General features: G+C 60.6%; 22 protein-coding genes and 2 pseudogenes. 12 read left to right on the top strand and 12 right to left on the bottom strand.

The features are described 5' to 3' along the window. Positions 1 to 9 precede the first annotated feature (9 nt). From BVER_RS00510 to BVER_RS00470, 9 genes and pseudogenes are all read right to left on the bottom strand, one after another. The gene (locus BVER_RS00510) at positions 10 to 318 is read right to left on the bottom strand and encodes an EthD family reductase (RefSeq protein ID WP_050451546.1); all 309 of its coding nucleotides are present in this window, start codon (positions 316 to 318) and stop codon (positions 10 to 12) included. Between the two features lie 35 nt (positions 319 to 353). Beyond that, positions 354 to 1,289, bottom strand: a complete 936-nt coding sequence (locus BVER_RS00505) for an MBL fold metallo-hydrolase (RefSeq protein ID WP_050451475.1) — start codon at positions 1,287 to 1,289, stop codon at positions 354 to 356. Beyond that, the gene (locus BVER_RS00500; protein WP_050451471.1) at positions 1,286 to 2,128 is read right to left on the bottom strand and encodes a quinoprotein dehydrogenase-associated SoxYZ-like carrier; all 843 of its coding nucleotides are present in this window, start codon (positions 2,126 to 2,128) and stop codon (positions 1,286 to 1,288) included. Before BVER_RS00500 ends, BVER_RS00505 begins: the two co-directional genes overlap by 4 nt. Positions 2,129 to 2,137: 9 nt before the next feature. Then, entirely contained in the window at positions 2,138 to 3,052 is a 915-nt protein-coding gene (locus tag BVER_RS00495; RefSeq protein ID WP_050451469.1) for a quinoprotein relay system zinc metallohydrolase 2, read from the bottom strand. Then, a complete protein-coding gene (locus BVER_RS00490; protein WP_050451467.1) occupies positions 3,049 to 4,023 on the bottom strand; it encodes a LysR family transcriptional regulator in 975 nt (324 codons plus the stop codon). Before BVER_RS00490 ends, BVER_RS00495 begins: the two co-directional genes overlap by 4 nt. A gap of 55 nt (positions 4,024 to 4,078) precedes the next feature. Further along, positions 4,079 to 4,799 (bottom strand): annotated as a pseudogene (locus BVER_RS00485) (hypothetical protein). Next, a complete protein-coding gene (locus tag BVER_RS00480; protein ID WP_050451465.1) occupies positions 4,796 to 5,692 on the bottom strand; it encodes a substrate-binding domain-containing protein in 897 nt (298 codons plus the stop codon). Before BVER_RS00480 ends, BVER_RS00485 begins: the two are co-directional and overlap by 4 nt. Before the next feature lie 43 nt (positions 5,693 to 5,735). Beyond that, complete coding sequence (locus BVER_RS00475) at positions 5,736 to 6,146, bottom strand: c-type cytochrome (RefSeq protein WP_050451464.1); 411 nt, start codon at positions 6,144 to 6,146, stop codon at positions 5,736 to 5,738. A gap of 87 nt (positions 6,147 to 6,233) precedes the next feature. Beyond that, complete coding sequence (locus tag BVER_RS00470; protein ID WP_050451463.1) at positions 6,234 to 8,042, bottom strand: methanol/ethanol family PQQ-dependent dehydrogenase; 1,809 nt, start codon at positions 8,040 to 8,042, stop codon at positions 6,234 to 6,236. Positions 8,043 to 8,467: 425 nt separating this feature from the next. On the opposite strand from BVER_RS00470, the gene BVER_RS00465 reads away from it, so the two are divergent. Next, complete coding sequence (locus BVER_RS00465; protein WP_050451462.1) at positions 8,468 to 8,842, top strand: 4a-hydroxytetrahydrobiopterin dehydratase; 375 nt, start codon at positions 8,468 to 8,470, stop codon at positions 8,840 to 8,842. A 730-nt stretch (positions 8,843 to 9,572) separates the two neighbouring features. On the opposite strand, the gene BVER_RS31075 is transcribed toward BVER_RS00465, so the two are convergent. After that, on the bottom strand, positions 9,573 to 9,803 hold the full coding sequence (locus BVER_RS31075; RefSeq protein WP_157055858.1) for a hypothetical protein: 231 nt from the start codon (positions 9,801 to 9,803) through the stop codon (positions 9,573 to 9,575). A gap of 20 nt (positions 9,804 to 9,823) precedes the next feature. Between BVER_RS31075 and BVER_RS00460 the strand changes: the two genes are divergently transcribed. The 8 genes from BVER_RS00460 to BVER_RS00425 all read left to right on the top strand — a co-directional run bounded on the left by BVER_RS00460 (position 9,824) and on the right by BVER_RS00425 (position 16,911). Then, complete coding sequence (locus BVER_RS00460; RefSeq protein WP_050451461.1) at positions 9,824 to 10,855, top strand: beta-ribofuranosylaminobenzene 5'-phosphate synthase family protein; 1,032 nt, start codon at positions 9,824 to 9,826, stop codon at positions 10,853 to 10,855. An 84-nt stretch (positions 10,856 to 10,939) separates the two neighbouring features. Further along, the gene (locus BVER_RS00455) at positions 10,940 to 11,869 is read left to right on the top strand and encodes an NAD(P)-dependent methylenetetrahydromethanopterin dehydrogenase (RefSeq protein ID WP_050451545.1); all 930 of its coding nucleotides are present in this window, start codon (positions 10,940 to 10,942) and stop codon (positions 11,867 to 11,869) included. After that, positions 11,866 to 13,032 carry an ATP-grasp domain-containing protein gene (locus tag BVER_RS00450; protein WP_050451460.1) on the top strand — a complete coding sequence of 389 codons (1,167 nt, stop codon included), beginning with the start codon at positions 11,866 to 11,868 and terminating at the stop codon, positions 13,030 to 13,032. Before BVER_RS00455 ends, BVER_RS00450 begins: the two co-directional genes overlap by 4 nt. A gap of 3 nt (positions 13,033 to 13,035) precedes the next feature. Continuing rightward, complete coding sequence (mch, locus tag BVER_RS00445) at positions 13,036 to 14,028, top strand: methenyltetrahydromethanopterin cyclohydrolase (protein ID WP_050451458.1); 993 nt, start codon at positions 13,036 to 13,038, stop codon at positions 14,026 to 14,028. Next, the gene (locus BVER_RS00440) at positions 14,025 to 14,954 is read left to right on the top strand and encodes an ATP-grasp domain-containing protein (RefSeq protein WP_083451985.1); all 930 of its coding nucleotides are present in this window, start codon (positions 14,025 to 14,027) and stop codon (positions 14,952 to 14,954) included. Before mch ends, BVER_RS00440 begins: the two co-directional genes overlap by 4 nt. Beyond that, a complete protein-coding gene (locus BVER_RS00435; protein WP_050451456.1) occupies positions 14,941 to 15,774 on the top strand; it encodes a triphosphoribosyl-dephospho-CoA synthase in 834 nt (277 codons plus the stop codon). Before BVER_RS00440 ends, BVER_RS00435 begins: the two co-directional genes overlap by 14 nt. Positions 15,775 to 15,936: 162 nt before the next feature. Then, a complete protein-coding gene (gene fae, locus BVER_RS00430; RefSeq protein WP_050451454.1) occupies positions 15,937 to 16,446 on the top strand; it encodes a formaldehyde-activating enzyme in 510 nt (169 codons plus the stop codon). Between the two features lie 72 nt (positions 16,447 to 16,518). Beyond that, positions 16,519 to 16,911, top strand: coding sequence for a hypothetical protein (locus BVER_RS00425; protein ID WP_050451453.1), 393 nt, complete (start codon positions 16,519 to 16,521; stop codon positions 16,909 to 16,911). A gap of 982 nt (positions 16,912 to 17,893) precedes the next feature. Here the strand turns inward: BVER_RS00425 and BVER_RS00420 are convergent. Beyond that, positions 17,894 to 18,369, bottom strand: a pseudogene (locus tag BVER_RS00420) (dihydroneopterin aldolase). A 397-nt stretch (positions 18,370 to 18,766) separates the two neighbouring features. Between BVER_RS00420 and BVER_RS00415 the strand changes: the two are divergent. Genes BVER_RS00415 through BVER_RS00405 form a run of 3 tightly spaced genes read left to right on the top strand, consistent with a single transcriptional unit; the run spans position 18,767 to position 22,805 of the window. Then, on the top strand, positions 18,767 to 20,830 hold the full coding sequence (locus BVER_RS00415; RefSeq protein ID WP_050451452.1) for a sigma-54-dependent Fis family transcriptional regulator: 2,064 nt from the start codon (positions 18,767 to 18,769) through the stop codon (positions 20,828 to 20,830). Beyond that, on the top strand, positions 20,827 to 21,426 hold the full coding sequence (locus BVER_RS00410) for a flavoprotein (protein WP_050451451.1): 600 nt from the start codon (positions 20,827 to 20,829) through the stop codon (positions 21,424 to 21,426). The genes BVER_RS00415 and BVER_RS00410 overlap by 4 nt, the downstream gene beginning before the upstream one ends. Next, on the top strand, positions 21,405 to 22,805 hold the full coding sequence (locus BVER_RS00405; RefSeq protein ID WP_050451449.1) for a DUF6513 domain-containing protein: 1,401 nt from the start codon (positions 21,405 to 21,407) through the stop codon (positions 22,803 to 22,805). Before BVER_RS00410 ends, BVER_RS00405 begins: the two co-directional genes overlap by 22 nt. Here BVER_RS00405 and BVER_RS00400 read toward each other — a convergent pair. Then, positions 22,802 to 23,350 carry a thioredoxin family protein gene (locus BVER_RS00400; protein WP_050451448.1) on the bottom strand — a complete coding sequence of 183 codons (549 nt, stop codon included), beginning with the start codon at positions 23,348 to 23,350 and terminating at the stop codon, positions 22,802 to 22,804. The two genes, BVER_RS00405 and BVER_RS00400, sit on opposite strands and share 4 nt — an antisense overlap. Positions 23,351 to 23,417 lie beyond the last annotated feature (67 nt).

Genomic DNA, 23,417 nt, shown 5'->3' with positions numbered 1-23,417 from the left:
TAGGCATGCTTATGCTGGCTTCGTGTCGAACATCAACAGATCGACGCCTGCCTGCGCGAAGTTGGCCAAATCACCCACCACTTTTTGACCATGCGGCGAGCCTAGCGCGGCCTTGAGTGCATCGAGCGAATCGAAGTCCAGCATCGCCGCGAGCCGATACGGCGAATCGCCTGCGGGCGTGGCGACCGGTCCCGTGCTGATCTCGTAGTTGCGCAAGCCTTCGAGCGTCTTCGCGAGCGGTGCGTGCGTCGACGTGTAGTAATCGTCGAAGGCTTTGGGATCGGCGGGATGTTTGTACAGTGCAACGAGCGTGGCCATATTCATGTCTCCAGTGTGTGGACCGTGCGATCGATTTACTGCTTCTCCAACTGCAAATAGATGCGCTGAACGTTCTGCGGTTGCGCAATCGAATAAAGCTTGTAGCGGCTGAACTCGGGAAGCTGCACGTCGTGCATTGCCTCGGTCAGCCCGACGCCCGCCTTGTACGCACGCTTCACCGATGCATCCAGCGCGCGCAAATAGGCGCCGGTCTGCATGATGCCGTCGCCATGCAAAGGCGGCCCGAAGCCCGGAATCACGTTATTCAGATCCAATGCGCGCACATGTTCGAGCGCCGCGAGCCAGCCGGGAATCTGTTCATTGCGCAATTCGGGGATGCGCCCGTTCGACACGATGCCGCCCACAAACAGCACGCCGGTTTGCGTATCGAGCACGGCAAGATCGCCGGGCGTGCTGGCCGGGCCGAAGTACAGCAATTGCAGCTTGCGGCCGCCGCTATCCATTTCGGTCGTGCCGCTCACGGTGCGATCCGGCACCGTCACGCGCGATCCGGCCATTTCGTCTTCGCCCAGCGTCTTGCGCAGATTCGCGAGGCAGATGTGGCAGCGTTCGCGTATCAATTGCGCGGCGCGTTCGTGCGCGAGAATCGGCACGCCCCGATCGCGAAACGCGGATGCGCCGAACACGAACTCCGGCGCCTGATGCGTGATGATCACGAGTTCGACCGGCAAGGGCGTGACGCGGCGAATCGCTTCGATCATCGCGCGGCCGTAGCGATACAACGGTCCCGTGTCGATCACCGTCACGCCGCGCGTGCCGACGATAAAGCCGTTGTTCGACACCATGCCGCGATTCGCGGGCGCAACGGCATCACCATTGCCGATGAATGCGTACACGCCCGGCGCAATCTGTTTCGGAGCGGGCATGCCGCTTAGCGCGGCTCGCGCGATGCCGCTCATCGCGAGCAGCATCGATACGACGATCAGCGCACGCAGGCCGCGCGCCGTCATTTCATCGCCGAGGTTTGTCCTGCATTGATCGCGAGCGCGCCGTCGAAGCTCTTGTTCTTCGTATCCTCGACATGCACCTTCAATTCGCCGCTTCCATTCGGCACGAAATAGAAGCGGAAATTCGGATTCTCGCTAATCGAGAAGTTGACGTTCGCGGTCATCACGGGCTTGTCCGCATACGTGATCGTCACCTTGCGAATAAAGTACGCCGTCGCGTAGTTGCGCGTGATCTGATTCATCGCCATGCCGGTGCGATTCGGATGGCGCACCATCAGTTGCGCGAGTTCGGGCTTGCCTGTCGTCGCCTGACCTTGCGCCTGCAAACGCACTTGACCCGCCGAGCGTTCTTCGGCGGCATCGTCCTTGTCGGCCGGTGCGGAACATCCGCCCGATGCCTTCACGAAGCGCACCGAGCTATACAAATGCCCGTCGTTCGTCTCGGCGATCGCGCGCATGAAGGTGTAGTCCTCCACGCGCACGCGGGTTTCGATGGTCGCAAGTCCCGACTCGGGCGTGAAGTCGAACGAACCCGCATACGGCTCGGGATTTTCGTCGATGTAGAGATACACGCGTTTGATGTAATGCGCGCTCGTCTGCGGAAATTGCGCATTGATCGCGATCGGCACGACGGCTGCATCGGCGGCGCGCGCGGGGGCGTCGAGCTTGATCATAGCGTCGCCGTTGGGATCGATCGCGCGGTCCTTGAAGGTGCCCGCCTTGAAGTCGAGCCATCGCTCGTTCTTGTTCGGATCGTCGTCGGGTTGCGCGGCGCGCGCAGCAAGAGGCGCAAACGACGCAAGCATCGACGCGATAAGAACGACACTACGAATACGATTCATGATGTCCCCCTACTGCTCCCACTCCAGCTCGGCGTATGCCGCCGTGACATTGCGACGATGGTATTGATCGACCAGCAACCACGTGTCGCCCTGCTCGGGCACGATGCTGTCGACGGCCTGCTGCATCGTCTTGCCTTGTTTGATCGCGGCGCGTACATCGCTTGCGAGTTGCGTCAGATAGCGCGCTTCGGCGTCGAGCGCAACGGGCCACGATGAATCGATCGGGCCGTGTCCCGGCACTGCATGACGCGGATTCATCTGCTTAATGCGCGGAATGTCGTCGAGCCAGCCGAGCACGCTTCCGTCGATCACGGGAATGGATTGCACGAACAACAGATCGCCTAGCCAGAGCGTGCCGCTCTTGTCATCGTATATCGTTAAATCGTTGTTGGTATGCGCCGTTTTCCATGTTTGCAGTTTGAGCGTGCGGCCACCGAGATCGAGCGTGCCGGTGCCGTCGATCGTCTTCGTCGGTCCGATGATTTCGCTGCCCTTCGCTTCATCGCCCAGTTCGCGATTCAGCGCGCGCATATAGTTGTCCGCACGCGATGCCTCCGCTTGCGCGAGCTTGAAACTGCCCACGAATTGCGGATGATCCTGCTTGAACGCCGCATTGCCGAAGATATGATCGGGATGCATGTGCGTGTTGATCACATAGCAGATCGGCAGCTTCGTTCTGGCGCGAATCGCGGCGCGCAACGCGCGTCCTTCAGCGAGCATGCCGCCCGTATCGATCACCGCGACGCAGCACGTGCCCACAATAAAGCCGATATTCGCGATATCGCCGCCGTTTTCGCGCGTCGCAACATCGTCGTGTCCGCGATGCACGAAATTGCCCGGTGCGATTTCCTTGACCGTGAATGTCTCGGCAGCGTGAGCGCTTGCCATGCAAGCGAGTATGAGCGCGAGCGCGGCGCGTTTCATCGCACAACGCCCGCATCGGCGACATTCTTCACGCGACGCGGAACATAAGACGCGTATTCGTCTTCGAGGAACGGCGCCGCATGCTCCAGAAGAAAGCGTCGAAACGCAAGACAGGTGGGCGACAATTGCTTCGAGCGCGAATGCACGAGTTGCCAGGTTCGTTCGACCGGCGTGCCGTTCACATCGAGCACGGCGATTTCGCCGGTGCGCAATTCGAGTCCCAGCGTATGAAGCGAGACGAGACTGACGCCCATGCCGGCCATCACCGCTTGCTTGATGGTCTCGTTGCTGCCGAGCGTGACACTGCGCGACGGCACGAACAGGTTCTGCTTGAACACATGTTCGGTGACAGCGCGCGTGCCTGATCCCGGCTCGCGCAATAGAAACGTATCGTGCGCGAGTTCGTGCAGATCGAACCGCTGCGCATGACGCAACGGATGCGACAACGGCGCGATGATCACATGCGGATGCGTCGCGAGCGGTTCGGCCGTCGTGCCCAGTTCGGGCGGCGGACGTCCCATGATGGCGAGATCGGTTGCGTTGTCCTGCAGATGCCTGAGCAGCGTCTCGCGATTGCCGACCGAAAAATGCACGTCGACCTTGGGAAACTGCTGCGAATACAGCGCGAGCAGCTTGGGCGCGAAGTACGTCGCCGAACTGACGATGCTTACCGCGATCGATCCGCTATCGGCTTGCGTCAGGGACATCATCGCGTCCTCGGCGTCCTTGATTTCGCCGAGTATGCGGTTCGCATGATGCGATAGACGCTCGCCCGCTTCCGTCAAGGTCAATCGCCTGGCGACGCGTTCGAACAAGGACAAGCCCGCTGCATCTTCGAGTTGCTTGATCTGCATCGAAACCGCAGGCTGCGTCAGATGCAACTCTTCCGCCGCGCGCGCAAAGCTCGGGCAACGCGTGCAGATCACGAAGATCTGCAACTGACGCAAGGTAAGAGAGCGGACGAAGTTCACGATCGCTGCATATGGCTGTTGTCACGACGATGCTGAAACGCCCGCATGCAGCGGATCAATTGCTCGCGCGCGGCGCATTCCCCGGTTTGACCGGCGCGCCGCCCGGCGGTGTCTTGAGCGCCTCCTGATACGCGATGGTTTCCTTCTGCAAAGGATGCGCGAAGTCGTTGCCCTTGCACGGCACTTCGGATCGAATCATCAGCACATGACCGGGCGGGCACGTCGTCGGCAATCACGAACGTGTAGCACTTGCCCGTGTATTGCGTGAAGCGCTCGGCGTTCGGATCGTTCAAATAAGGCTGAATGACGACCTGTCTTGCCTTGACATGCTTGGGCAAACCGAGCGACTCGCTATCGACAGGCGTGATGGCAGGATTCGCTGCGAGCGCCAAGCGCACGCGCTGCTGAAAATAGCGCCGTTGTCCGCCGGTCAACTGCTGCATCTCGGTGATATCGTGCTCAAGAAAGTAGATGATCACCGGATTGCACGGCAGGCCGCCGGGAATCTCCATTTGCCCCGTGCGATCCGTCACGCGCGCGTCGTTCTTGCTATTGCTCTTGCTGAGCACGAGCACGGTGTCGTTGACCTTATCGGGCGAACCGGAATAATCGACTGCGTAATCGAGTTCGGTCTGCGGATCGACACCGTTCATATGCGGCTGCATGAACAGCATGTCTTCCGCAGGCGCGATCTGCACGCCCGATGCCGCCTGATCCGCCGCATGGGCTGCCGTCGCTAAAGCGCCGCATAGCAGCGCGGCCACGAGCGACCTCATTGCTGGGTTACCGGTTGCAACGGCAGCAAGGGCACCTGATACGTCGTCAGGATCTGATCGATCTTCGGCTGATTCGACGCAATCCAGTTATCGACCTTATCGCGCCATGCCTTTTCACCGTATCGCACGCCCATCGATATTTCGTAATCAAAACGAATTCCGGGTTGCGCTGGAAACGGCACCAGACGCACCTTGTTATCCGAGCGATTGGCGAAATAGCCTGCAATAGGCCCCCATACGAAGGCAGCATCGACATTGCCTTGCGCGAGATCGTGTTCGATCATCTCGCCGGGGAATGCGTCCGGATCGCCGCTTTGTCCCTGATAGGACACGGCCTGATCGATCAGGTTATTGCGCAGCAGCCAGTCCGTCGCCGGACTCTTGACGAAGATGCCGAGCTTCATCTTCTTGAGCTGATCGGGCGGCAGATTCATCAGATCCTGCGGCGCCTTGATGCTCGCGTATTCGGGCTTGTTGGGAAACACCATCGCATACGTGGAATGCAGATACGGCCGCGTGGTTGCCGTGAGTTCGTAGCCCTTCGGCACGCCGATGATCAGATCGCATTTGAACTGTTCGCTGTTCGGCACTTTGTCGCGCAGCGTATTGCGCACGAAACCCATGCGCTGCGGCCAGAACGTATATTCGACCTTATAGCCGAAGTCGCTCGCCATTTGCGCGGCGATCTTGTTTTCATAGCCCTCGCCCTTCTGATTCGACAAGGGCATGTTGTTCGGATCGGCGCACACGCGCAGCACCCCGTCCGCGCCGTCGTTGTTGGGCAGATTGGGCGGCGGTCCGCCCTGCGCGAATGCCGCATGCGCCGCGAATGCCGCGCACATTGCGGCGATCAAGCTGAACGAAACGGCGCGGCCTGCATGGCGGTCAGACATCGATACCTCCGGAATTGATTGAATCGAAGCGCACGGCTAACCCTTACTTCGCGTCGATCGCCTGCAAGTCGCCCGGATTGATCTTGCCGTCGGAGCGCCCCTTGAGATAAGCGAAGAGGTTTTCCCAATTCTTCTGCATCATCTGGCTTGCGCTGAAGTCGGGCATGTCCTTATCGACACGGCCGCCAAATACCGTGCGATGAAATTCGTTCTTATCCAGCGTCTTGAAAGCATCGATCAGCGACGGGCCGACCAGACCTTCCTGCTTCGCTCCGTGACAGCGTTCGCACGCGAGCGCGCGCCAGGTACGCCAGCCTTGCAGCGTATCGGCATCGACCTTGTTGCCATCGACGACCTTGTACGCGACCGGTTTCAATTGCGCAGGCATCGGAGGCGGCGTCTGTGCAAAGGAAGCGGACGACGCAGCGAGCACCAAGAGTGATCGGCCTTTCATACACGTGACTCCATGAACATGTTTTGTGTGGGATGCTTCACGCGGCGGCCGTTGCAGCCGCCGCGTCCTGCTGCTCAAGCCAATTGCTTAGCTCGGAATGGCGAAGATAAAGAGCGTGCCGCCAAGTGCGGTGTATTTCGCGAGTTCGCGATAACCGCCCACAGCACCCAGACCTTCAGTCGATTTTTCCAGACCCGCTGCCATGCCGATGCCGGCCCAGCCGCCGATGCCCGAATACACGCCGACGAATTGCTTGCCCTTGTATTCATACGTGAACACGTTGCCGATGATCCCGGACGGCGTCTTGAACTTCCACAGCTCCTTGCCATCCTTGATGCGCACGGCCTTGATATAGCCTTCGAGCGTGCCGTAGAACGCGATACCGCCAGCCGTCGCGAGCGCGCCGGACCACACCGAGAACTTCTCCGGCTTGGACCATACGACATTGCCCTTCGACGCATCCCACGCGATGAAGTTACCCATCGCGCCGTTCTCGTTCGGGCCAGGGAACATCGACAGCGTGGCGCCCACGAACGGCTGACCGGACACGTAGTCGACCTGGAACGGTTCGTAGTCCATACATACGTGATTGGTCGGCACGAGGAACAGGCTCGATCCCGGATCGTACGCGGCAGGTTGCTGATCCTTCGATCCCAGCGCGGCCGGGCAGATGCCCTTGACGTTGTGATCGGGACCGGCCTTCTGCGTGGAGTAGCTCGCGTTACGAATCGGCAGGCCGCTCTTCAGATCGACGCTGTCGGCCCAGTTCACCGCCGGGTCGAACTTCTGCGCGACGAGCAGCGCGCCTGTATCGCGATTCAGCGTGTAGCTGAAGCCGTTACGATCGAAGTGGACGATGGCCGGAACCTTCTTGCCGCCGATATTCAGGTCGGACAGGATCATCTCGTTCACGCCGTCGTAGTCCCACTCGTCATGCGGCGTCATCTGGTAGACCCACTTCGCTTTTCCCGTGTTGAGGTCACGCGCGAAGATGGTCATCGACCATTTGTTGTCGCCGGGGCGCTGAGTCGGATTCCATGTGCCCGGATTGCCCGAGCCGTAGTACACAAGGTTGAGCTTCGGGTCCCATGCGTACCAGCCCCATGTGGTCCCGCCGCCGTACTTCCACTGATCGCCTTGCCAGGTCTTCAGTGAAGAGTCCGCGCTGACGGGCACCATCTTGCCGTCCGACCAGGTCATGGTCTTCTCGGGGTCCATCAGCATTTCGTTGTCGGGGCCGACGCTGTACGCCTTCCATGCCTCCTTGCCGTCCTTGATGTTGTACGCCACCAGACGGCCGCGCACGCCAAACTCGCCGCCGGAGATGCCGGTCAGCACCTTGTCGCCGAAAACGTGCGGCGCGTTGGTGTTGGTTTCGCCCTTCTTCGGATCGCCGTTTTGCGCGGACCAGACGACGTCACCGGTCTTCGCATCGAGCGCGACGAGTTTGGTATCGGCCTGCTGCAGGAAGATCTTGCCGTCGCCGTATGCAAGGCCGCGGTTGACCGTATCGCAGCACATCACCGAGATGACTTGATTGTCCTGCTTCGGTTGGTATTGCCAGATGAATGTCTGATCCTTCAGGTTGATGGCGATGACTTTGTTAGGGAACGGCGAGTGGATATACATCGTGTCGCCGATGACGAGCGGCGAACCTTCATGGCCACGCAGCACGCCGGTGGACATGGTCCAGGCAACCTGCAACTTGCCGACGTTGTTTTCGTTGATCTGCTTGAGCGTGCTATAGCGGTGATTGGAATAATCGCCCGCCTGCGCCGCCCAGTTCGAAGGATTCTTGATAGCGGTGTAGAGTTGTGAGTCCGCCTGCGCCATAAGCGAGTTAAGGCCAGCCGTCGCGACCACCGCCAGTCCAAGAACCAGGGTGCGTAAGTTCATGTCTCCTCCAGAATAATGATGCCTCCGACCCAGGATGACTACGCTACCTCGTGCATCGTGCGCGCCTTCTCAATGCAGGTAACGAGCTGCGCCTCGTCCGATTCGTTGCCGGACTCTTGCGTATCGACGCCATTTGCATATTCCATGCCGGTTTAATACGGTCGTGTTTGTGATGCGTTTGTACGGGTATGTGCTTAAGCTTTTGCTGATGGAAGTGCTAAGCGCGCGCTTTTGCGCATCGGTGTGCGAGACATACTGTGTCAAATCCGCGAATTTCTTCGGACGGTGCAACACTGACTCATGACGCGTTGCAGCAATACGCTTTCGTCCTTGTTCGTTTCTGTTCATCTGTGAGGATCGTGCGGGGGGCGCATACTGTTTCGTCACCGGATCACTTTGCTCATTTATTTTTTGGAGGTGTTCGTATGGCTCAGGCGGAGAAGGTCTACAGCGAGGACGAGGTCAAGCAACGGTTGACCGGGCCGCTCAAGCACTGGTATGTCGAGGATGGGTGGCTGCGCCGCAAGTTCAAAACCGAAGGCTGGAAGGGGACCTTGATGGTCGTGAATACCGTGGGGCATCTTGCCGAAGCGGCCTGGCATCATCCGGATCTTACGGTTTCTTATGCGTTCGTTATCGTCAAGTTGATGACGCATTCTGCTAAGGGGATTACTGATAAGGATCTTGCGCTTGCTTCCAAGATTGAGGACGTGGTTGGGTGGCAGCCTGGGAAGGAGGATGGACCTCTTGATGGCACGCCTTCTGATGATCAGCGGTTTCGCTATATCAAGTACGATTGAATTGGGTTTTCGCTAGGTTTATTCAGTAGCCGCCTTCCCGGCGGAGGGGTTACTTTCTTTGCGGCAGCAAAGAAAGTAACCAAAGAAAGCCGCTGTCCGATCCTAAGCACCTTCTTGAGCGGCCCCGGCACAGTCACAGTATTAGAGACTTGGCACAGCAGTAGCGAGTGTCTTCACCGCTTGTCCGGGCGCTGGTTCCCATGCGATCCGTGCTCTCTCGCCCACCTTGGTAACGGTCCCCTTCGGCTTACTCCGGCCCGCTTGCGCGGCCGGTTTAGGGCCGTATAAGCCACCGGCAGGTAATAAGCGAAACGACCTCGCACACGGCGTCGCTTCAATCGTTATTCGGCCCTACCTTGGTTTGCGCTTCGACTTGAGCAAGCGCTAACGCGGAACACCGTCCGCATGGCGCGGCTTGCACGGCTTAAGGCAGACACTAAATGCGTTATGCAAGACGACCGTCATATCAGCACCGTGTGGGCTGCTGCCCTAGCTCTGCGAACGCAATCGAAGTTTTATGGAAGCGTTAGCCAAGGTAGGGCCGAATAACGGTCAAACCGATGAGGCGAGGCATTCGAGGTCGTTTCGCTGATCATCTGCCGGTTGCTTGTACATACCTAAACCGGCCGCGCAGCGGGCCGGAGTAAGCCGAAGGGGACCGTTACCTTGTTATGCGAGAAATCACGAATCGCATGGGAACCACTAACCGGACACACCGTAAATACACTCGCTACTGCTGTGCCAAGTCTCTAATACTGTGCCAGGGCCGGCCAAGAAGGTGCTTAGGATCGGACAAGCGGCTTTCTTTGGTTACTTTCTTTGCCGCCGCAAAGAAAGTGACCCCTCCGCCGGGAAAGCGGTTACTGCAATAAACAAAACCACCAACAAAAGCAAAAGAAAACCCCCTGGCCCAATATTTGCCTAAGAAAAAACCAAATCCCACCGCCGTGCGACGAAACAAGAGCCAAGAGCCAAGTCCAAATGCGAACGCAAACCGACCGCCTAGGTCCCCCTCCGGCGATCACGCTAGAAACCGCAGCCCGCCTGCATTTGGGCTTCATCGATCCGAACGGATCGCTCGGCCGCGCCTTCGGCAGCGTGGGCTTATCGATCGAGGGCCACGGTACGCGCATCACCGCACGCAGGTCACAACAGCAAACGCCGCGCATCGACGGCAACATCACCGATGATCAACGCATGCGCATCGCGCACCATATCGCGCAATTGCAAAACGCATTCGCGATCGATCAACACATCGACATAGAAGTACACGACGCGCCTCGCGCGCACACGGGCCTCGGCTCCGGCACGCAACTCGCGCTCGCCATCGGCGCGGCCTTCGTGCATATCGCGGGCATCGAGGCGAATACGGCCGATATCGCCCGCATACTGGGTCGCGGCGCGCGCTCGGGCATCGGCATTCACGGCTTCGATCACGGCGGCCTGATCGTCGACGGCGGGCGCAATACCGCGAGCAACGACACGTCGAGCATGCCGCCCCTGCTGGCAAGACAGACCTTCCCCGATGACTGGCGCGTGCTGCTTATCGACGACACCTCGCGCCAAGGCCTGCATGGCGACGAAGAACGGTGCGGCCTCGCATCGCTTGCGCCGTTTCCCGCGCATCTCGCCGCGCATCTGAGTCATCTCGTGCTGATGCGTATTCTGCCCGCCGTCGCCGAACATGACTTCGCGATCTTCGCCGACGCCATCAGCGACATGCAGCAGACCATCGGCGAATACTTCGCGCCCGTGCAAGGCGGCGTGTTCGCAAGCCCCGCCGTCGCGCGCGCGCTGGACGCCGTCGCCGCCGAACAGCAAGCCGGCATCGGACAGACCTCGTGGGGTCCGGTCGGCTTCGCGTTCGTCGCGAGTGCACAGCGTGCGCTGGCCGCGGCGCAACGTGTGTCAGGCAATGCGTCGCTCAGTTTTTCGATCGCGGTCGCGCGCAATCGCGGTGCGAGTTGGCGCGCGGCCGATGATCGTCGTCATCGTGACGCGAACGCGGCCTGATATCGCACGCACGCATTTCGCATCGAGCGTGCGCCGTTGTCGTCGTCCGAACCGCTTTCCTTCGAAACCGCTACGAGTACCGACATGCCCGAAGCCTCCGACAGACCCTACGTGCTGCATATGTTCACGAGCACGCCGCAGATGAGCCCGTTCGATGTGAACATGGCCGCCGATGCCGGCTATCAGATCCTCGTGCCGTATTGCAACGTGGACGAAGACAGCGTCGTCACGCTCACGCAAGACGCGATCTTTTCGCGCGGACCCAAAGGCGTGTCGCGCACCGGCATCTTTATCGGCGGACGCGACGTGATGCAGGCCGCCGACATGCTCGAACGCGCGCGCCACGCGATGGTGCCGCCATTCGAAGTCTCCGTGTTCACGGATCCGAGCGGCGCGTACACGACGGCGGCCGCGCTCGTCGCGCTCGCGGAAAAGCATCTGAAGGCCATCCATCAGCTTGAATTCGACGGCAAGCGCGTGCTCATACTCGGCAGCACCGGCGCGGTCGGACGCGTAGCGGCGGCAATGGCCGCATCGCTCGGCGCGGTGGTCGCGGTCGCGAGCCATTCGAGTCAGTCGCGTGCGACGCAGGTCAGCGACGAGATCAATCGCCGCTTCGATATCGCGACATCGGGCGTGGCGACCGGATCGCCCGAGCAATTGCATCGCGAACTGGCGCGCGCGGAAATCGTCTTCGCGACCGCCGTGGCAGGCGTGCAAGTGATGACCGCCGCCGATCTCTCGCACGCGAAGAACCTGCTGATCGCAGCCGACGTAAACGCCGTGCCGCCGGAAGGCATCGCGGGCGTCAACGTGATGGACGATGGCAAACCGCTCGCGGGCGCGGCACGATCGGACGCCATCGGCATCGGCGCGCTGGCGATCGGCAACGTCAAATATCAGACGCAACATCGGCTCTTCGTGCGCATGCGAACCGGCGGCAAGCCCGTCTATTTAGGCTTCCCCGAAGCATTCGACGAAGCGCGCGCCGTCGTCGCCGGTCAAGGTTCATGACAGCCGCCGACACGAGCCGCGCCCCGCGCTTAGCGGTCGCGGGACTGTCCGCGCGGCTCGTCGCGCAATCGGCGGCACGCACCGGCTACAGCGTGGTCGCACTCGATATTTTCGGCGACCGCGATACACGGGAGCACGCCAACATGTGGTTCGATATCGGCGGCAACGGGCTTTCGATCGATCGCGCCCGTTTTCACGATGCGCTCGAACGCGCGGCGCGCTTGCCGCGCATGCTGGGTCTGATCGCATCGAGCGGGCTCGAACCGCTTGCGGACGAACTGAGCCGCGCGCCGCATATGCCGAGCTTCATCGGCAATGGCGAAGCCGCGAAAACGGTGCGCGATCCAAGGCGTTTTTTTGCGCTGCTCGACGATGCGGGTATCGCGCATCCGCAAGTGCGCCTGACGTCGCCGGACGATCCGCGCGGCTGGCTCGTCAAACGATCGGATGGTTGCGGCGGCACGCATATCGAGCGCGCGGAAGATATCGAGCGCATTCCCGAGCACGCGTATTTTCAGAAGCAGGCACATGGCCGCTCGATGTCCGCGCTGTTTATCGCGGCGCATCGCGAGGCGGTGGTGATCGGATTCGCGGAGCAACTGAGCATGCAGGCAGGACCGTGGCCTTATGTGTACGCGGGCTCGATCGGGCCCGTTAATTTGCCTGCCGAAACGGCGACGTGCATTGTTCAGGCAATCGAAACCATCGTATGGAAGACGGATCTCACGGGCCTGAACAGCATCGATTTTCTGCTCGACGACGATAACTTCAGCGTGCTCGAAATCAACACGCGCCCCTCATCGACGATGGCGCTTTATGAAGCCGCGTGGCCCGACACATGGCCGCGCGGTCTGATCGGCGCGCATCTCGATGCATGTCTGCACGGCGAGTTGCCTGCATGCGCGCACACCGCGCTGCTCAAGCCGCCGATGCGCGCAGGCCAGCGCGTGGTGTTCGCGCCGAAGTCCTTCATCGTTACGAGCGCCTTCAGCGATGCATGTTTCGCCGATCCCGCGTGTCACGACGTGCCGCTCGCGCTCGCGCATATCGAAGCAGGCCAGCCCGTCTGCACGATGAGCGCGACCGCGCCGACGCTCGACGCATTGCGCACCGCGCTCGATCGCGAGCATGCGCGCCAACTGCAATGCATCGACATGATCTAGGTTATGACTTCATCTCAATCAATCAGCGTGAATGCGTCGAGCGAACGGCTCGTCGCGCGCCTCGTCGACGATGCCTTTAAATACGGTGTCGACGTAACGAAGACGTCGAACGGCACTGTGATCGTCGATGCGGGCGTGAACGCGAAAGGCAGCGCGGAAGCGGGCTTGCTGATCGCGCGTATCTGCATGGGCGGACTCGGGCGCGTGACGCGTCGCGTCGCGTTCGATGCCGCTCCGCTATGGCCGACGTGGTTCGAAGTGCATACGTCGCATCCGGTGCTCGCGTGTCTCGGCAGCCAGTACGCGGGATGGAGTCTGTCCGCGACCAAGGAGCAAACTGGCGGCAAAAAGTTTTTCTCGCTTGGATCGGGACCGGCGCGCGCGCTCGCAGGCAAAGAGACCTTGTTCGATGAGCTCGGCTATCGCGACCGTCACGATCGTGGCGCGCTCGTGATGGAAGTGGATCGTCTGCCGCCGCAAGTCGTCATCGATAAAGTGCTCGCCGATTGCGGGCTTGCGCCGGACAAGCTCGTCATCGCCGTCACGCCGACGCACTCTATAGCGGGCACGGTGCAGGTCGTCGCGCGCGTCGTGGAAGTTGCGCTGCACAAGACGCATGTGCTGGGCGTGGCGCTCGATGAAATCGTCGAAGGCAGCGGCAGTGCGCCTTTGCCGCCGCCATCGCCCGATGCCATTCAGGCGATGGGCCGTACCAACGACGCGATCCTTTACGGCGGCCGCGTGCATCTCACCGTGAAAAGCGATGCAGCCGCGAAGCGTCTTGCGAAAGAACTGCCATCATCGAATGCACGCGATTACGGGCGTCCCTTCGCGGAGATTTTCGCGTCGTTCAACTACGACTTCTATCAGATCGATGCCGCGCTGTTCGCGCCCGCCGAGATCTGGATTTCCAGCCTCGAAAGTGGCGCGACGTATCACGGCGGCGCAATCGATCGCGCCTTGCTCGATGCGCAATGGCTCGGAGATGTGTCATGAGTTTGCGCGTCGCGATCATGACCGACGAGACCGGCTGGCACACGGGACGCCTTAAAAAAGCTTTCCGCGCGCGCGCTGTCGAAGCACGCTGCGTCGATCTCGCGGATTGCCGCATCGACACGACATGGAAGCCGCACGGTCTCGCGATTCCCGGCTTCGGCCACACGTTGCCCGATGCGGTATTCGTGCGCGGCATCGCGGGCGGCACGTTCGAACAGGTGACATTGCGGCTCGGCATCCTGCATGCGCTGCGCGAAAGCGGCGTGCCCGTTTATAACGATGCGCGCGCCATCGAGCGCAGCGTCGACAAGTCGATGACCAGCTTTCTGCTGCATCGTTACGGCGTGCCGACGCCCGCGACGTGGGCCGGCGAATCGGCGGCACATGCACAGCGCGTCCTGATGCGTGAAGCTGCCGCGCATCGACAAGTCGTGATCAAGCCGTTGTTCGGTTCGCAAGGCAAGGGCTTGAAGAAGCTCGATACGCACTTGCCCGAGCTCGCTTCGTTTAACGAAGTCGCTTATTTGCAGCGCTTTATCGATGCAACCGATTTCGACTGGCGCGTGCTCGTGATCGGCGCAAAAGCGGTCGCGGTGATGAAGCGCGTCGGTGGCGGTGGCGAGGACTGGATTCATAACTTCGCGCGTGGCGCGCGCTGCGAGACGGCCGAGCTCACACCCGCGCTCGCCGAGACCGCCATACGCGCGACGCAGGCGCTGGGACTCGATTACGCAGGCGTCGATCTGATTCCATCCGATGAAACGCAACGCCCGCTCGTGCTCGAAGTGAACGGCGTCGCTGCATGGCGCGGCCTGCAATCGGTGACGACGCACGATATCGCCACGCTGCTCGTCGACGATCTGCTCGACCGCAAGCTCGCATCGACGCGCGATGTCCCCGCTTCGAGCGCAAATGGCCGCGTCTGAACGCGCGCGTCGAGCCTTTTTGCGAGCGTGCGCGCTCGATGTCGAGACGCGCAAGCCGGGCAACGTCAGCATCGCGAGCGAAGGACACGGCATGCACGCGGCGCAGTTCATCGCAAGCGCCGATGCTGCGGCGCAAGGGCTTTTCGCATCCGATGCGCGCGTGGGCGCACGCATTCTCGACGCGGTGCGCGCGACCTTCGATGCCGTCGGCTGCAATACGAATCTCGGCATCGTGCTGCTATGTGCGCCTTTGTGCGCGGCGCTGGAGCGCTGCGATGCATCGCGCATGCATTGGCGCGACGCGACGCGACGCGTGCTCGCCGATCTCGACATCGACGACGCGCGCCTTGCTTATCAGGCGATCGCGCTTGCCAATCCGGGCGGTCTCGGCGATGCGCCGGAGCAAAGCGTGCACGCGCCGCCCACCGTGACGCTGCTCGACGCGATGGAGCTCGCCGCGAACCGCAACAGCATCGCGCGTCAGTACGCGAGCGGCTTCGCCGACGTGTTCGATGCGGCGCGCGCAATCGATCTATCGAACGAACACGACGCGATGCTCGACGCGTTCCTGCACTTTCTCTCAGGCTGGCCCGATTCGCACATAGTGCGCAAGCTGGGCGCGCCGATGGCGCAAAGTGTCACGCACGAAGCGACCGCGCGGCGTGCGCAATGGCTTGCGGCCGGACGTCCGCTCACGTCGCAAGAATTGAGCGCATGGGACGCGGACCTGAAAGCGCGCGGCATCAATCCCGGCACCAGCGCGGATCTGTCTGTCGCGACGCTGTTCGTCGCGCTCAATATTCGCGATGCATCGGCTTGACGCGCGCGCAGGGCTAAAAATTGGCACGGAACATGTTAGAGCTTTCGGGCTTCAGCGGCCCGTTCGAGTGGCTATGCGTCGAGTGCACTGCATCATCGTGCGACTCGCGCGCCGCGAAGAGCCAAGTCGATTGCCCTTAGACCACATTACTGGAGGAACAGCATGGCCACCATCAACCGCGTCCTGGTAGGCGAGTCGCTAGTCGGCGATGGCAACGAGGTCGCACACATCGACTTGATCATCGGACCGCGAGGTTCCGCTGCCGAGACCGCGTTCTGCAATGCGCTCACCAACAACAAGGATGGCTTCACGTCGCTGCTCGCCGTGGTCGCGCCGAATCTGATGACGAAGCCGAACACGATCCTCTTCAACAAGGTCACGATCAAGGGCGCCAAACAGGCCGTGCAGATGTTCGGCCCGGCGCAACGTGCGGTCGCGATGGCGGTGGCCGACAGCGTGGAAAGCGGCGTCATTCCCGCCGCCGAAGCCGACGATCTGTTTATCTGCGTGGGCGTGTTCATCCACTGGGAAGCCGACGACGATCAGAAGATCCACGACTACAACTATCAGGCGACCAAGGAAGCGCTGCAACGCGCGGTGACAGGCGATCCTTCCGCCAAGGATGTAGTATCGAAGAAGGGTTCGATGGCGCATCCGTTTTCGCCGAAGTAATCCGTATCCACGCCGGCGTGTTTTCGCGCCGGCGTCAGCCTTAGCGCATTCACGATTTGACGAGGCCTACGCATGACCCCACGTAGTTGCGCGCTGACGATGTTCGCCTGCCTCTCGCTCGCGGCGCCCCTTGCGTTCGGCGCGACGGATTCCGGCGCCGCACATGATTATCCGACGCAGGGCCGCGTCGAGTATGTGCTTGGCTGTATGGACGATAACGGGCACGATTTTGTCAATGTGTACAAGTGTTCTTGTGCGATCGACAAGATCGCTCAGAAACTGTCCTATGACGACTTTGTCGAACAGTCCACTTTTTCCAAGTACGCTACGTTGGGTGGGGAAGGTGGGGCTGAGTTTCGTGTCGATCGGGCTAAGGCGCAGACTAAGAAGTTTAGGGATTTGCAGAAGGATGCGTTTAAGGCTTGTGGTATCGGTCAAGGCGCTGGCGCTGGTGTGGCTAAGTGATTTTTTGGTTGTTAGCGTTGGTGATTGGGGCTTAGAAAATGGTTCTCTTTTCGCGGCTTTTTGTTCAGTAGCCGCCTCCCCGGCGGGGGGGTTACTTTCTTTGCGGCGGCAAAGAAAGTAACCAAAGAAAGCCGCTTGTCCGATCCTAAGCACCTTCTTGAGCGGCCCCGGCACAGGAATTTAGACTTGGCACAGCAGTAGCGAGTGTTCTCGCCGTGTGTCCGGACGCTGGTTCCCATGCGATCCGCGCTTTCTAGCCTGACAAGGTAACGGTCCCCTTCGGGTTACTCCGGCTTCGCTGCGCGGCCGGTTTAAGGTCGTATAAGCAACCGGCAGGCAATTAAAGAAACGACCTCGCACGCGGCATCGGGTTTATCGTTATTCGGCCCTACCTCGGTTAGCTCTTCTACGAATTCAAATACGCTCGCAGCGCCAGCGCGGGAGCGACTCGCGCAGCGCTTCCTTTATTTCGACGGTCCGCTGCATTGCTTTGCTCGAAGCACGCTTCACGCCTCAAGCCCCACGCGTGCATGCATCTTTGTTGGCCTCGCTAACCTGCGCCTAAGCTACGCCGCACGCCCTGTGCAGTGCAGTGGCGCATGCCTATGTCGAAGCGCTAACCAAGGTAGGACCGAATAGCGATTAAAACGATCCCGCATGCGAGGCCGTTTCACTGATCATCTGCCGGTTGCCTGCAAGGCCCTAAACCGGCCGCGTAAGCGGGCCGGAGTAAGCCGAAGGGGACCGTTACCTTGTCAGGCTAGAAAGCGCGGATCGCATGAGAACCAGCGCCAGGACAAACCGTGAGGACACTCGCTACTGCTGTGCCAAGTCTAAAGTACTGTGCCGCGGCCGCTCAAGAAGGTGCTTAGGATCGGCCAGCGGCTTTCTTTGGTTACTTTCTTTGCCGCCGCAAAGAAAGTAACCCCTCCGCCGGGGAGGCGGCTACTGAATAAGCAAAAAAGAAAACAGAAAAAGAACCTTAAGACGGCAAATACCCCCTCCCCATCCAATCCAGCCCAACAGCCCCCGTGCGAACACTCCGCGAACGTCGCTCGATCAAAACCCCAACCGACTCAACATCCTCAAACTTAGCCGGCTTGCAAAGCGAAACCCTGACCCACGAAGCGCCGAAGTCGGCGATAATCAACTGAGCGATCTGCTCGGCAAGCACCTCAGCAACTGCACGCCATGCGAAGAAAGCAAGCCAAGCACCGCATCCCGCACCGCAGCATAATTCACCGTATCCTCGATACGATCACTCACACATGCGCGCAACGAAGGCACCCCAATCGCAAGACTAAGCCGTACAGTCTGCGCCTCGTGCAGTTCGCTCTGATCGATCCCGATCACCGTCTGCCCGGTTAAACCCTCGATATAGACGATATCCATCGATGAAGCATCGTCCGAATACGACACTTTCGGAAAAACTTCGCGAATAGGATCGAACCGGCCCATGCTGTTCTCCACGCATCAATACGGTGCATTTAAATGACAAATCGGCAGAAAAACCGCTTAGTCAGCCTAAAACCTAACTCTCAATACAAGCAAAAAGCGCGCGCAGTGCGCGTACTCTATGCGACTACTTATTGAACCGGCGCGTCATAGGTTGTAGGATTTTTGGAACCGGGCCAGATCGCTCCAAGCGCGCAAATCGCTGGATGCGTCGGCCGCCCGGCTACGAGGGGCGCCCGCGCGCGGAGTAGTTGAAATACCCGCAGCGAAAAGAAGTACAGAAACAGGCATGGAGAGAGCCGCGGCGCTAAGCGTATAACACAACAGATTCGGCGTAGAGGGGTCGCGCGGCAGCGTCATGCGCGCGTGCCGGCCCCGCACGCCTCGGAGACACGCCCTCATGTCGTCGCTTGCTGACGTAGATACGCATGTCCGGGAAGTGCTGAATATCGTGCATAACCCGCTGGCCGCGCGGCGCGCCAGCGATTCCGTCGCGCAGTCGTGGCTGCGGTGCCTGACCGAGTTTCAGCTCGATCCGGCGCGCTTCGTGATGCCGCCCGTGCTCACGCAACGCGAACTCACCGAGCGTCGCGAAGCCGCGACCGATCTCATCGCGTGCTCGAAGCTCGAAATGACCACGCTGTATCAGCAGCTCGCGGATCCCGAGCTCGCCGTGGTGCTCGTCGATGCCGATGGCGTTATCGTGCATCAAGTGTCGTCGGTGCCGTTCGGCGAAGCCGTCGCCGCCGATGGTCTGCGCGTCGGCGCGCTATGGAGCGAACGCGAAGCCGGCACCAACGGCATGGGCACGTGTCTCATCGAACGCGAATGTATCGCGGTGTGCCAGCACGAGCATTTCTATCCGCGCTATACGTCGCTCACCTGCTCCGCCGCGCCGATCTTCGATGAACGCGGCGAAGTCGTCGGCGTGCTCGACGTGACGAGCCGTTCCAAGCTGCTGCAACAGCATTCGCTGGTGCTGGTCGGCATGTCGCGTCAGATGATCGAAAACCGCCTGATCGATGCGCGTTATCGCCACGCCAACATGATTCACTTCCACAGCCGCCCCGAGTTCGTCGGCACGCTGCACGCGGGCAAACTCGCCGTCAGCGACGATGGCGTCGTGCTCGCCGCGAGCCGCAGCGCGCTGTTTCAACTCGATCTGCGATCGCCCGCCGAGTTGTGCGGCAAGCGCATCAAGGAAGCCTTCAACGCGACGCTCGAAGACATGATCGCGCGCAGCATTCGCGGCTCGTTCCATCCGGTGACGGTGTATAGCGCCAAGGCCAACAGCCGCTTCTTCCTCACCGCGCAGACGCCGCGCGAAGGTGCGAACGGCGCCACGCGCATCCTCCTCAACGATCGCTCGAATGCGCCCGTCACCGCGCCGCGCACGGCTGCGAAATCGTCGATACGCAAGGAAGTCGGTGCATCGACGGGAACGGGACGGCTCGACAAACTCGCGCATCTCGAGTTCGGCGATCCGCGCATGGCATCGCAGATTCAACTCGCGGCGCGCGTGATTCAGCGCAAGATTCCGATCATCCTGCGCGGACAAACCGGCACCGGCAAAGAGGTGTTCGCGAATGCGCTGCATAGCATCAGTCCGAACAACGGCGGCGCGTTCGTCGCGGTGAATTGCGCATCGCTGCCGGAGAATCTCATCGAGAGCGAATTGTTCGGTTATCGCGCGGGCGCGTTCACAGGCGCACAACGCGAAGGACGTCGCGGCAAGATAGTGCAGGCGAATGGCGGCACGCTGTTCCTCGATGAAATCGGCGACATGCCGCTCACGTTGCAGGCGCGTTTGCTGCGCGTGCTGGAAGAACATGAAGTCACGCCGCTCGGTGCGGAAACCACGGTAAAAGTGGACTTTCAACTGATCAGCGCGAGTCACCGCAATCTCATCGAGCTCGTGCAGAACGGCATGTTCCGCGAGGATCTTTACTATCGACTCAACGGTATCGAGATCAATCTGCCGCCGTTGCGCGAACGTGCCGATGCGCTCGCGTTGATCGGCCATATCCTCGAAACGGAAACGGAAGAGCCGCCCGAATTGAGCGCGGAGGCACGACAAGCGCTGCTCAACTACGCGTGGCCCGGCAATATCCGGCAGTTGCGTCATGTGCTGCAAATGGCGATCGCCCTGTGCGATGGACCCGAGATTCGTTGCGCGCATTTGCCGCCTGAGATCGTCAATGGAGCGCCCGCGCAGCAGATCACGCCGACGCGTGCGCCCGTTGCCGCGCCCGTCCCGCATCTCGCCGAAGATGCGGACACGTCCGCGCTCAACGCGATTCAGGTCAAGGAGCGCGAAACCGTGTTGCTGTTGCTGGACGAGCATCGCTGGAACGTGAGCAATGTCGCGAAGGTGCTCGGTATCAGCCGCAATACGCTGTATCGCAAGATGCATCGGCTGCATATTCGCCTGTCGCACGATTCGACTTCACCGACCGACGCATGACGGAACCCACGCCCGCCCGCCGGCTCGACGAGTTCAAGCCCGACGCGCGCTTCGCGTGGTGCGTGAGCGGCTCCGGCCATATGATCGAAGAGTCGATCGATCTCGCATTGCGTCTGCCCGGCGTCGATCTGTTTCTGTCGGCGGCGGGCGAAGAAGTGTTGCCGCTATACGGATGGCCCGTACCGAAGTTGCGCGAGCATTTCAAGGTGATCCGCGACAACAGCGCGAGCAGCGTGCCCGTCGGCATGCTCTATAGCGGCGAATATCACACTGTCGTGATCGCGCCCGCGACCAGCAATACGGTTGCCAAATGCGCATTCGGTATCTCCGATACGCTGCCCACGAATCTGTACGCGCAAGCGGGCAAGCAGTGCGTGCCGAGCATCGTGTTCGCGTGCGATACCGCGCCGGTCGTCATCACGCAAGCGCCGAAGGAATGGGTCGAAGTGCGGCCTCGCGCAATCGAATTCGATAACGTCGAACGCCTCGCGCGTTTCGAGCACACAAAAGTCGCGCGCACGCTCGACGATCTCAAGACCGCACTCGATCAACGACTCGAAGAATTGAAACTCGCATGGAACACATCGTCTTCCTGACGGGACGACTTGCGCAAGCGAGTTTGCTGCATGTGCTCGAAAGCATCGCGCCCGCTGACAAGCGAGAGCCGTTCACATGGGAAGTGCGCGAGATCGGTCTGCAAGTGGCGGGGCTGATGACCGCCGACATGATTCGTCGACGCGTCGCGCAGCCCTTGAGCGAAGGCACGAGTCGCATAATCGTGCCCGGTCGTTGTCGCGGCGATCTCGATGCGCTCAGCGCGCATTACGGCGTAAAGGTGGAACGCGGTCCCGAGGAAGTCAAGGACTTGCCGCAGTTCTTCGGACGCGCGGCGCGTCATGTCGATCTGTCGCGTTACGAGACGGAGATTTTCGCGGAGATCGTCGATGCGCCGCGTCTCGACCTCGATGGCATCGCGACGCGTGCGCGCGAGTATCGGCGGCAAGGCGCGGATGTCATCGATATCGGCTGCTTGCCCGAAACGCCGTTTCCGCATCTGGAAGACGCTGTTGCGATGCTGAAAGAGCAAGGCTATCGCGTCAGCGTCGATTCAATGGTCGACGATGAACTCGGGCGCGGCGGCCGCGCCGGCGCGGACTACGTGATGAGCCTCAACTTCGATACATTATGGATTGCAAATGAAATAGCATCGACTCCAATACTCGTGCCACGCGAGCCCTCCGATGTCGCATCGCTCGATGAAGCGATCGAAGCAATGACGCGGCGCAATCGCCCTTTCCTCGCCGATCCGATTCTTGATCCGATTCCATTCGGGCTCGCGAAATCCATCGCGCGATATGTGTCCTTGCGCGAGCGCTACGAGAACGTGCCGATCATGATGGGCATCGGCAATGTGACGGAGTTGACCGAAGCGGACACCACCGGCATCAACGCGGTGCTGTTCGGCATGGCGGCGGAGTTGCGCATCGCGGCTGTGCTGACGACATCGGTCAGCCTGCATGCGCGGCGCGCCGTGCGTGAAGCCGATGTCGCGCGACGCATCATGCACGCATCGCGCGAGACGCAGACGTTGCCGAAGGGAATCAGCGGGGATTTGTCGGCCTTGCATGCGAAGCGCCCATTTCCCTACGATGCAAACGAAATCGCCGCATTCGCCGATGCCGTGCGCGATCCGAATTTTCGCGTGCAGGTATCCGCCGATGGCATTCACGTCTATAACCGCGACGGACATCATGTCGAGAACGATCCGTTCGCGCTCTACCCAAAACTCGCAGTCGAGAACGACGGCGGTCATGCGTTTTATCTCGGCGTGCAACTAGCGCGCGCGGAAATCGCGTGGCAACTGGGCAAGCGTTTCGATCAGGATCAGGCGCTGGACTGGGGATGCGCGGTCGATCGCACGGAAGAAGATCTGAGCGCGTGGCACGCGCCAGGGACCACGAAAAAGAAGGCTTAAACCGTCCACTTGATAGAGCATCCCAGCGCCGGATATTGTTCACCGGGTGCGTCTCCGTGTTCCGCGATTGCGCGCATCGCTTCGAGCAGATCGCGATGCGCGTCCGGTAATGCTTCCTTGCGCGACGCGTCGATTCGTCTGCGATACTTCAATCGCATATCCCCGTCGAAGCCGAAGCATTCCGGCGTGCATACCGCGCCGTAATCGCGCGCGACCGATTGCGTTTCATCGTGCAGATAGGGAAACGGCAACGCGTATTCTTGCGCGAGCGTGATCATGTGCTCGAAGGCGTCGTCGGTGTAGACCCTGCCGTCGTTCGAATTGATGCCTGCCACGTTGATGCCGAACTCGCGCAGATGACGCGCGTCGCGAATCAGGCCGGGCAATGCGGTTTTCACATACGGACAGTGGTTGCACATGAACACGATGACCAATCCGCGTGGGCCTTTGAGATCGTCGAGCGTGTAGGTGTTGCCATCGGTCGCGTTCAGAGAAAAGGACGGTGCGAGCGCACCCAGTTCGCCAGGTGGAGATTCGGTCGGCATGAGAGTGCTCCTATTTTCGCGTGAGGGGCGTGGAATTGGCCATTCGGCTTATTGGTGAGATTTCGGC

Source organism: Candidatus Burkholderia verschuerenii (assembly GCF_001189365.1).
GTDB lineage: Bacteria > Pseudomonadota > Gammaproteobacteria > Burkholderiales > Burkholderiaceae > Caballeronia > Caballeronia verschuerenii.
This window is presented reverse-complemented; position numbering and strand designations above follow the sequence as displayed.

Bases quoted from the DNA above. Each gene is read 5' to 3' on its own strand.
- BVER_RS00510 (WP_050451546.1), bottom strand. From the start codon at position 318: ATGGCCACGCTCGTTGCACTGTACAAACATCCCGCCGATCCCAAAGCC.
- BVER_RS00505 (WP_050451475.1), bottom strand. From the start codon at position 1,289: ATGACGGCGCGCGGCCTGCGTGCGCTGATCGTCGTATCGATGCTGCTC.
- BVER_RS00500 (WP_050451471.1), bottom strand. From the start codon at position 2,128: ATGAATCGTATTCGTAGTGTCGTTCTTATCGCGTCGATGCTTGCGTCG.
- BVER_RS00495 (WP_050451469.1), bottom strand. From the start codon at position 3,052: ATGAAACGCGCCGCGCTCGCGCTCATACTCGCTTGCATGGCAAGCGCT.
- BVER_RS00480 (WP_050451465.1), bottom strand. From the start codon at position 5,692: ATGTCTGACCGCCATGCAGGCCGCGCCGTTTCGTTCAGCTTGATCGCC.
- BVER_RS00475 (WP_050451464.1), bottom strand. From the start codon at position 6,146: ATGAAAGGCCGATCACTCTTGGTGCTCGCTGCGTCGTCCGCTTCCTTT.
- BVER_RS00470 (WP_050451463.1), bottom strand. From the start codon at position 8,042: ATGAACTTACGCACCCTGGTTCTTGGACTGGCGGTGGTCGCGACGGCT.
- BVER_RS00465 (WP_050451462.1), top strand. From the start codon at position 8,468: ATGGCTCAGGCGGAGAAGGTCTACAGCGAGGACGAGGTCAAGCAACGG.
- BVER_RS00460 (WP_050451461.1), top strand. From the start codon at position 9,824: ATGCGAACGCAAACCGACCGCCTAGGTCCCCCTCCGGCGATCACGCTA.
- BVER_RS00455 (WP_050451545.1), top strand. From the start codon at position 10,940: ATGCCCGAAGCCTCCGACAGACCCTACGTGCTGCATATGTTCACGAGC.
- BVER_RS00450 (WP_050451460.1), top strand. From the start codon at position 11,866: ATGACAGCCGCCGACACGAGCCGCGCCCCGCGCTTAGCGGTCGCGGGA.
- mch (WP_050451458.1), top strand. From the start codon at position 13,036: ATGACTTCATCTCAATCAATCAGCGTGAATGCGTCGAGCGAACGGCTC.
- BVER_RS00440 (WP_083451985.1), top strand. From the start codon at position 14,025: ATGAGTTTGCGCGTCGCGATCATGACCGACGAGACCGGCTGGCACACG.
- BVER_RS00435 (WP_050451456.1), top strand. From the start codon at position 14,941: ATGGCCGCGTCTGAACGCGCGCGTCGAGCCTTTTTGCGAGCGTGCGCG.
- fae (WP_050451454.1), top strand. From the start codon at position 15,937: ATGGCCACCATCAACCGCGTCCTGGTAGGCGAGTCGCTAGTCGGCGAT.
- BVER_RS00425 (WP_050451453.1), top strand. From the start codon at position 16,519: ATGACCCCACGTAGTTGCGCGCTGACGATGTTCGCCTGCCTCTCGCTC.
- BVER_RS00415 (WP_050451452.1), top strand. From the start codon at position 18,767: ATGTCGTCGCTTGCTGACGTAGATACGCATGTCCGGGAAGTGCTGAAT.
- BVER_RS00410 (WP_050451451.1), top strand. From the start codon at position 20,827: ATGACGGAACCCACGCCCGCCCGCCGGCTCGACGAGTTCAAGCCCGAC.
- BVER_RS00405 (WP_050451449.1), top strand. From the start codon at position 21,405: ATGGAACACATCGTCTTCCTGACGGGACGACTTGCGCAAGCGAGTTTG.
- BVER_RS00400 (WP_050451448.1), bottom strand. From the start codon at position 23,350: ATGCCGACCGAATCTCCACCTGGCGAACTGGGTGCGCTCGCACCGTCC.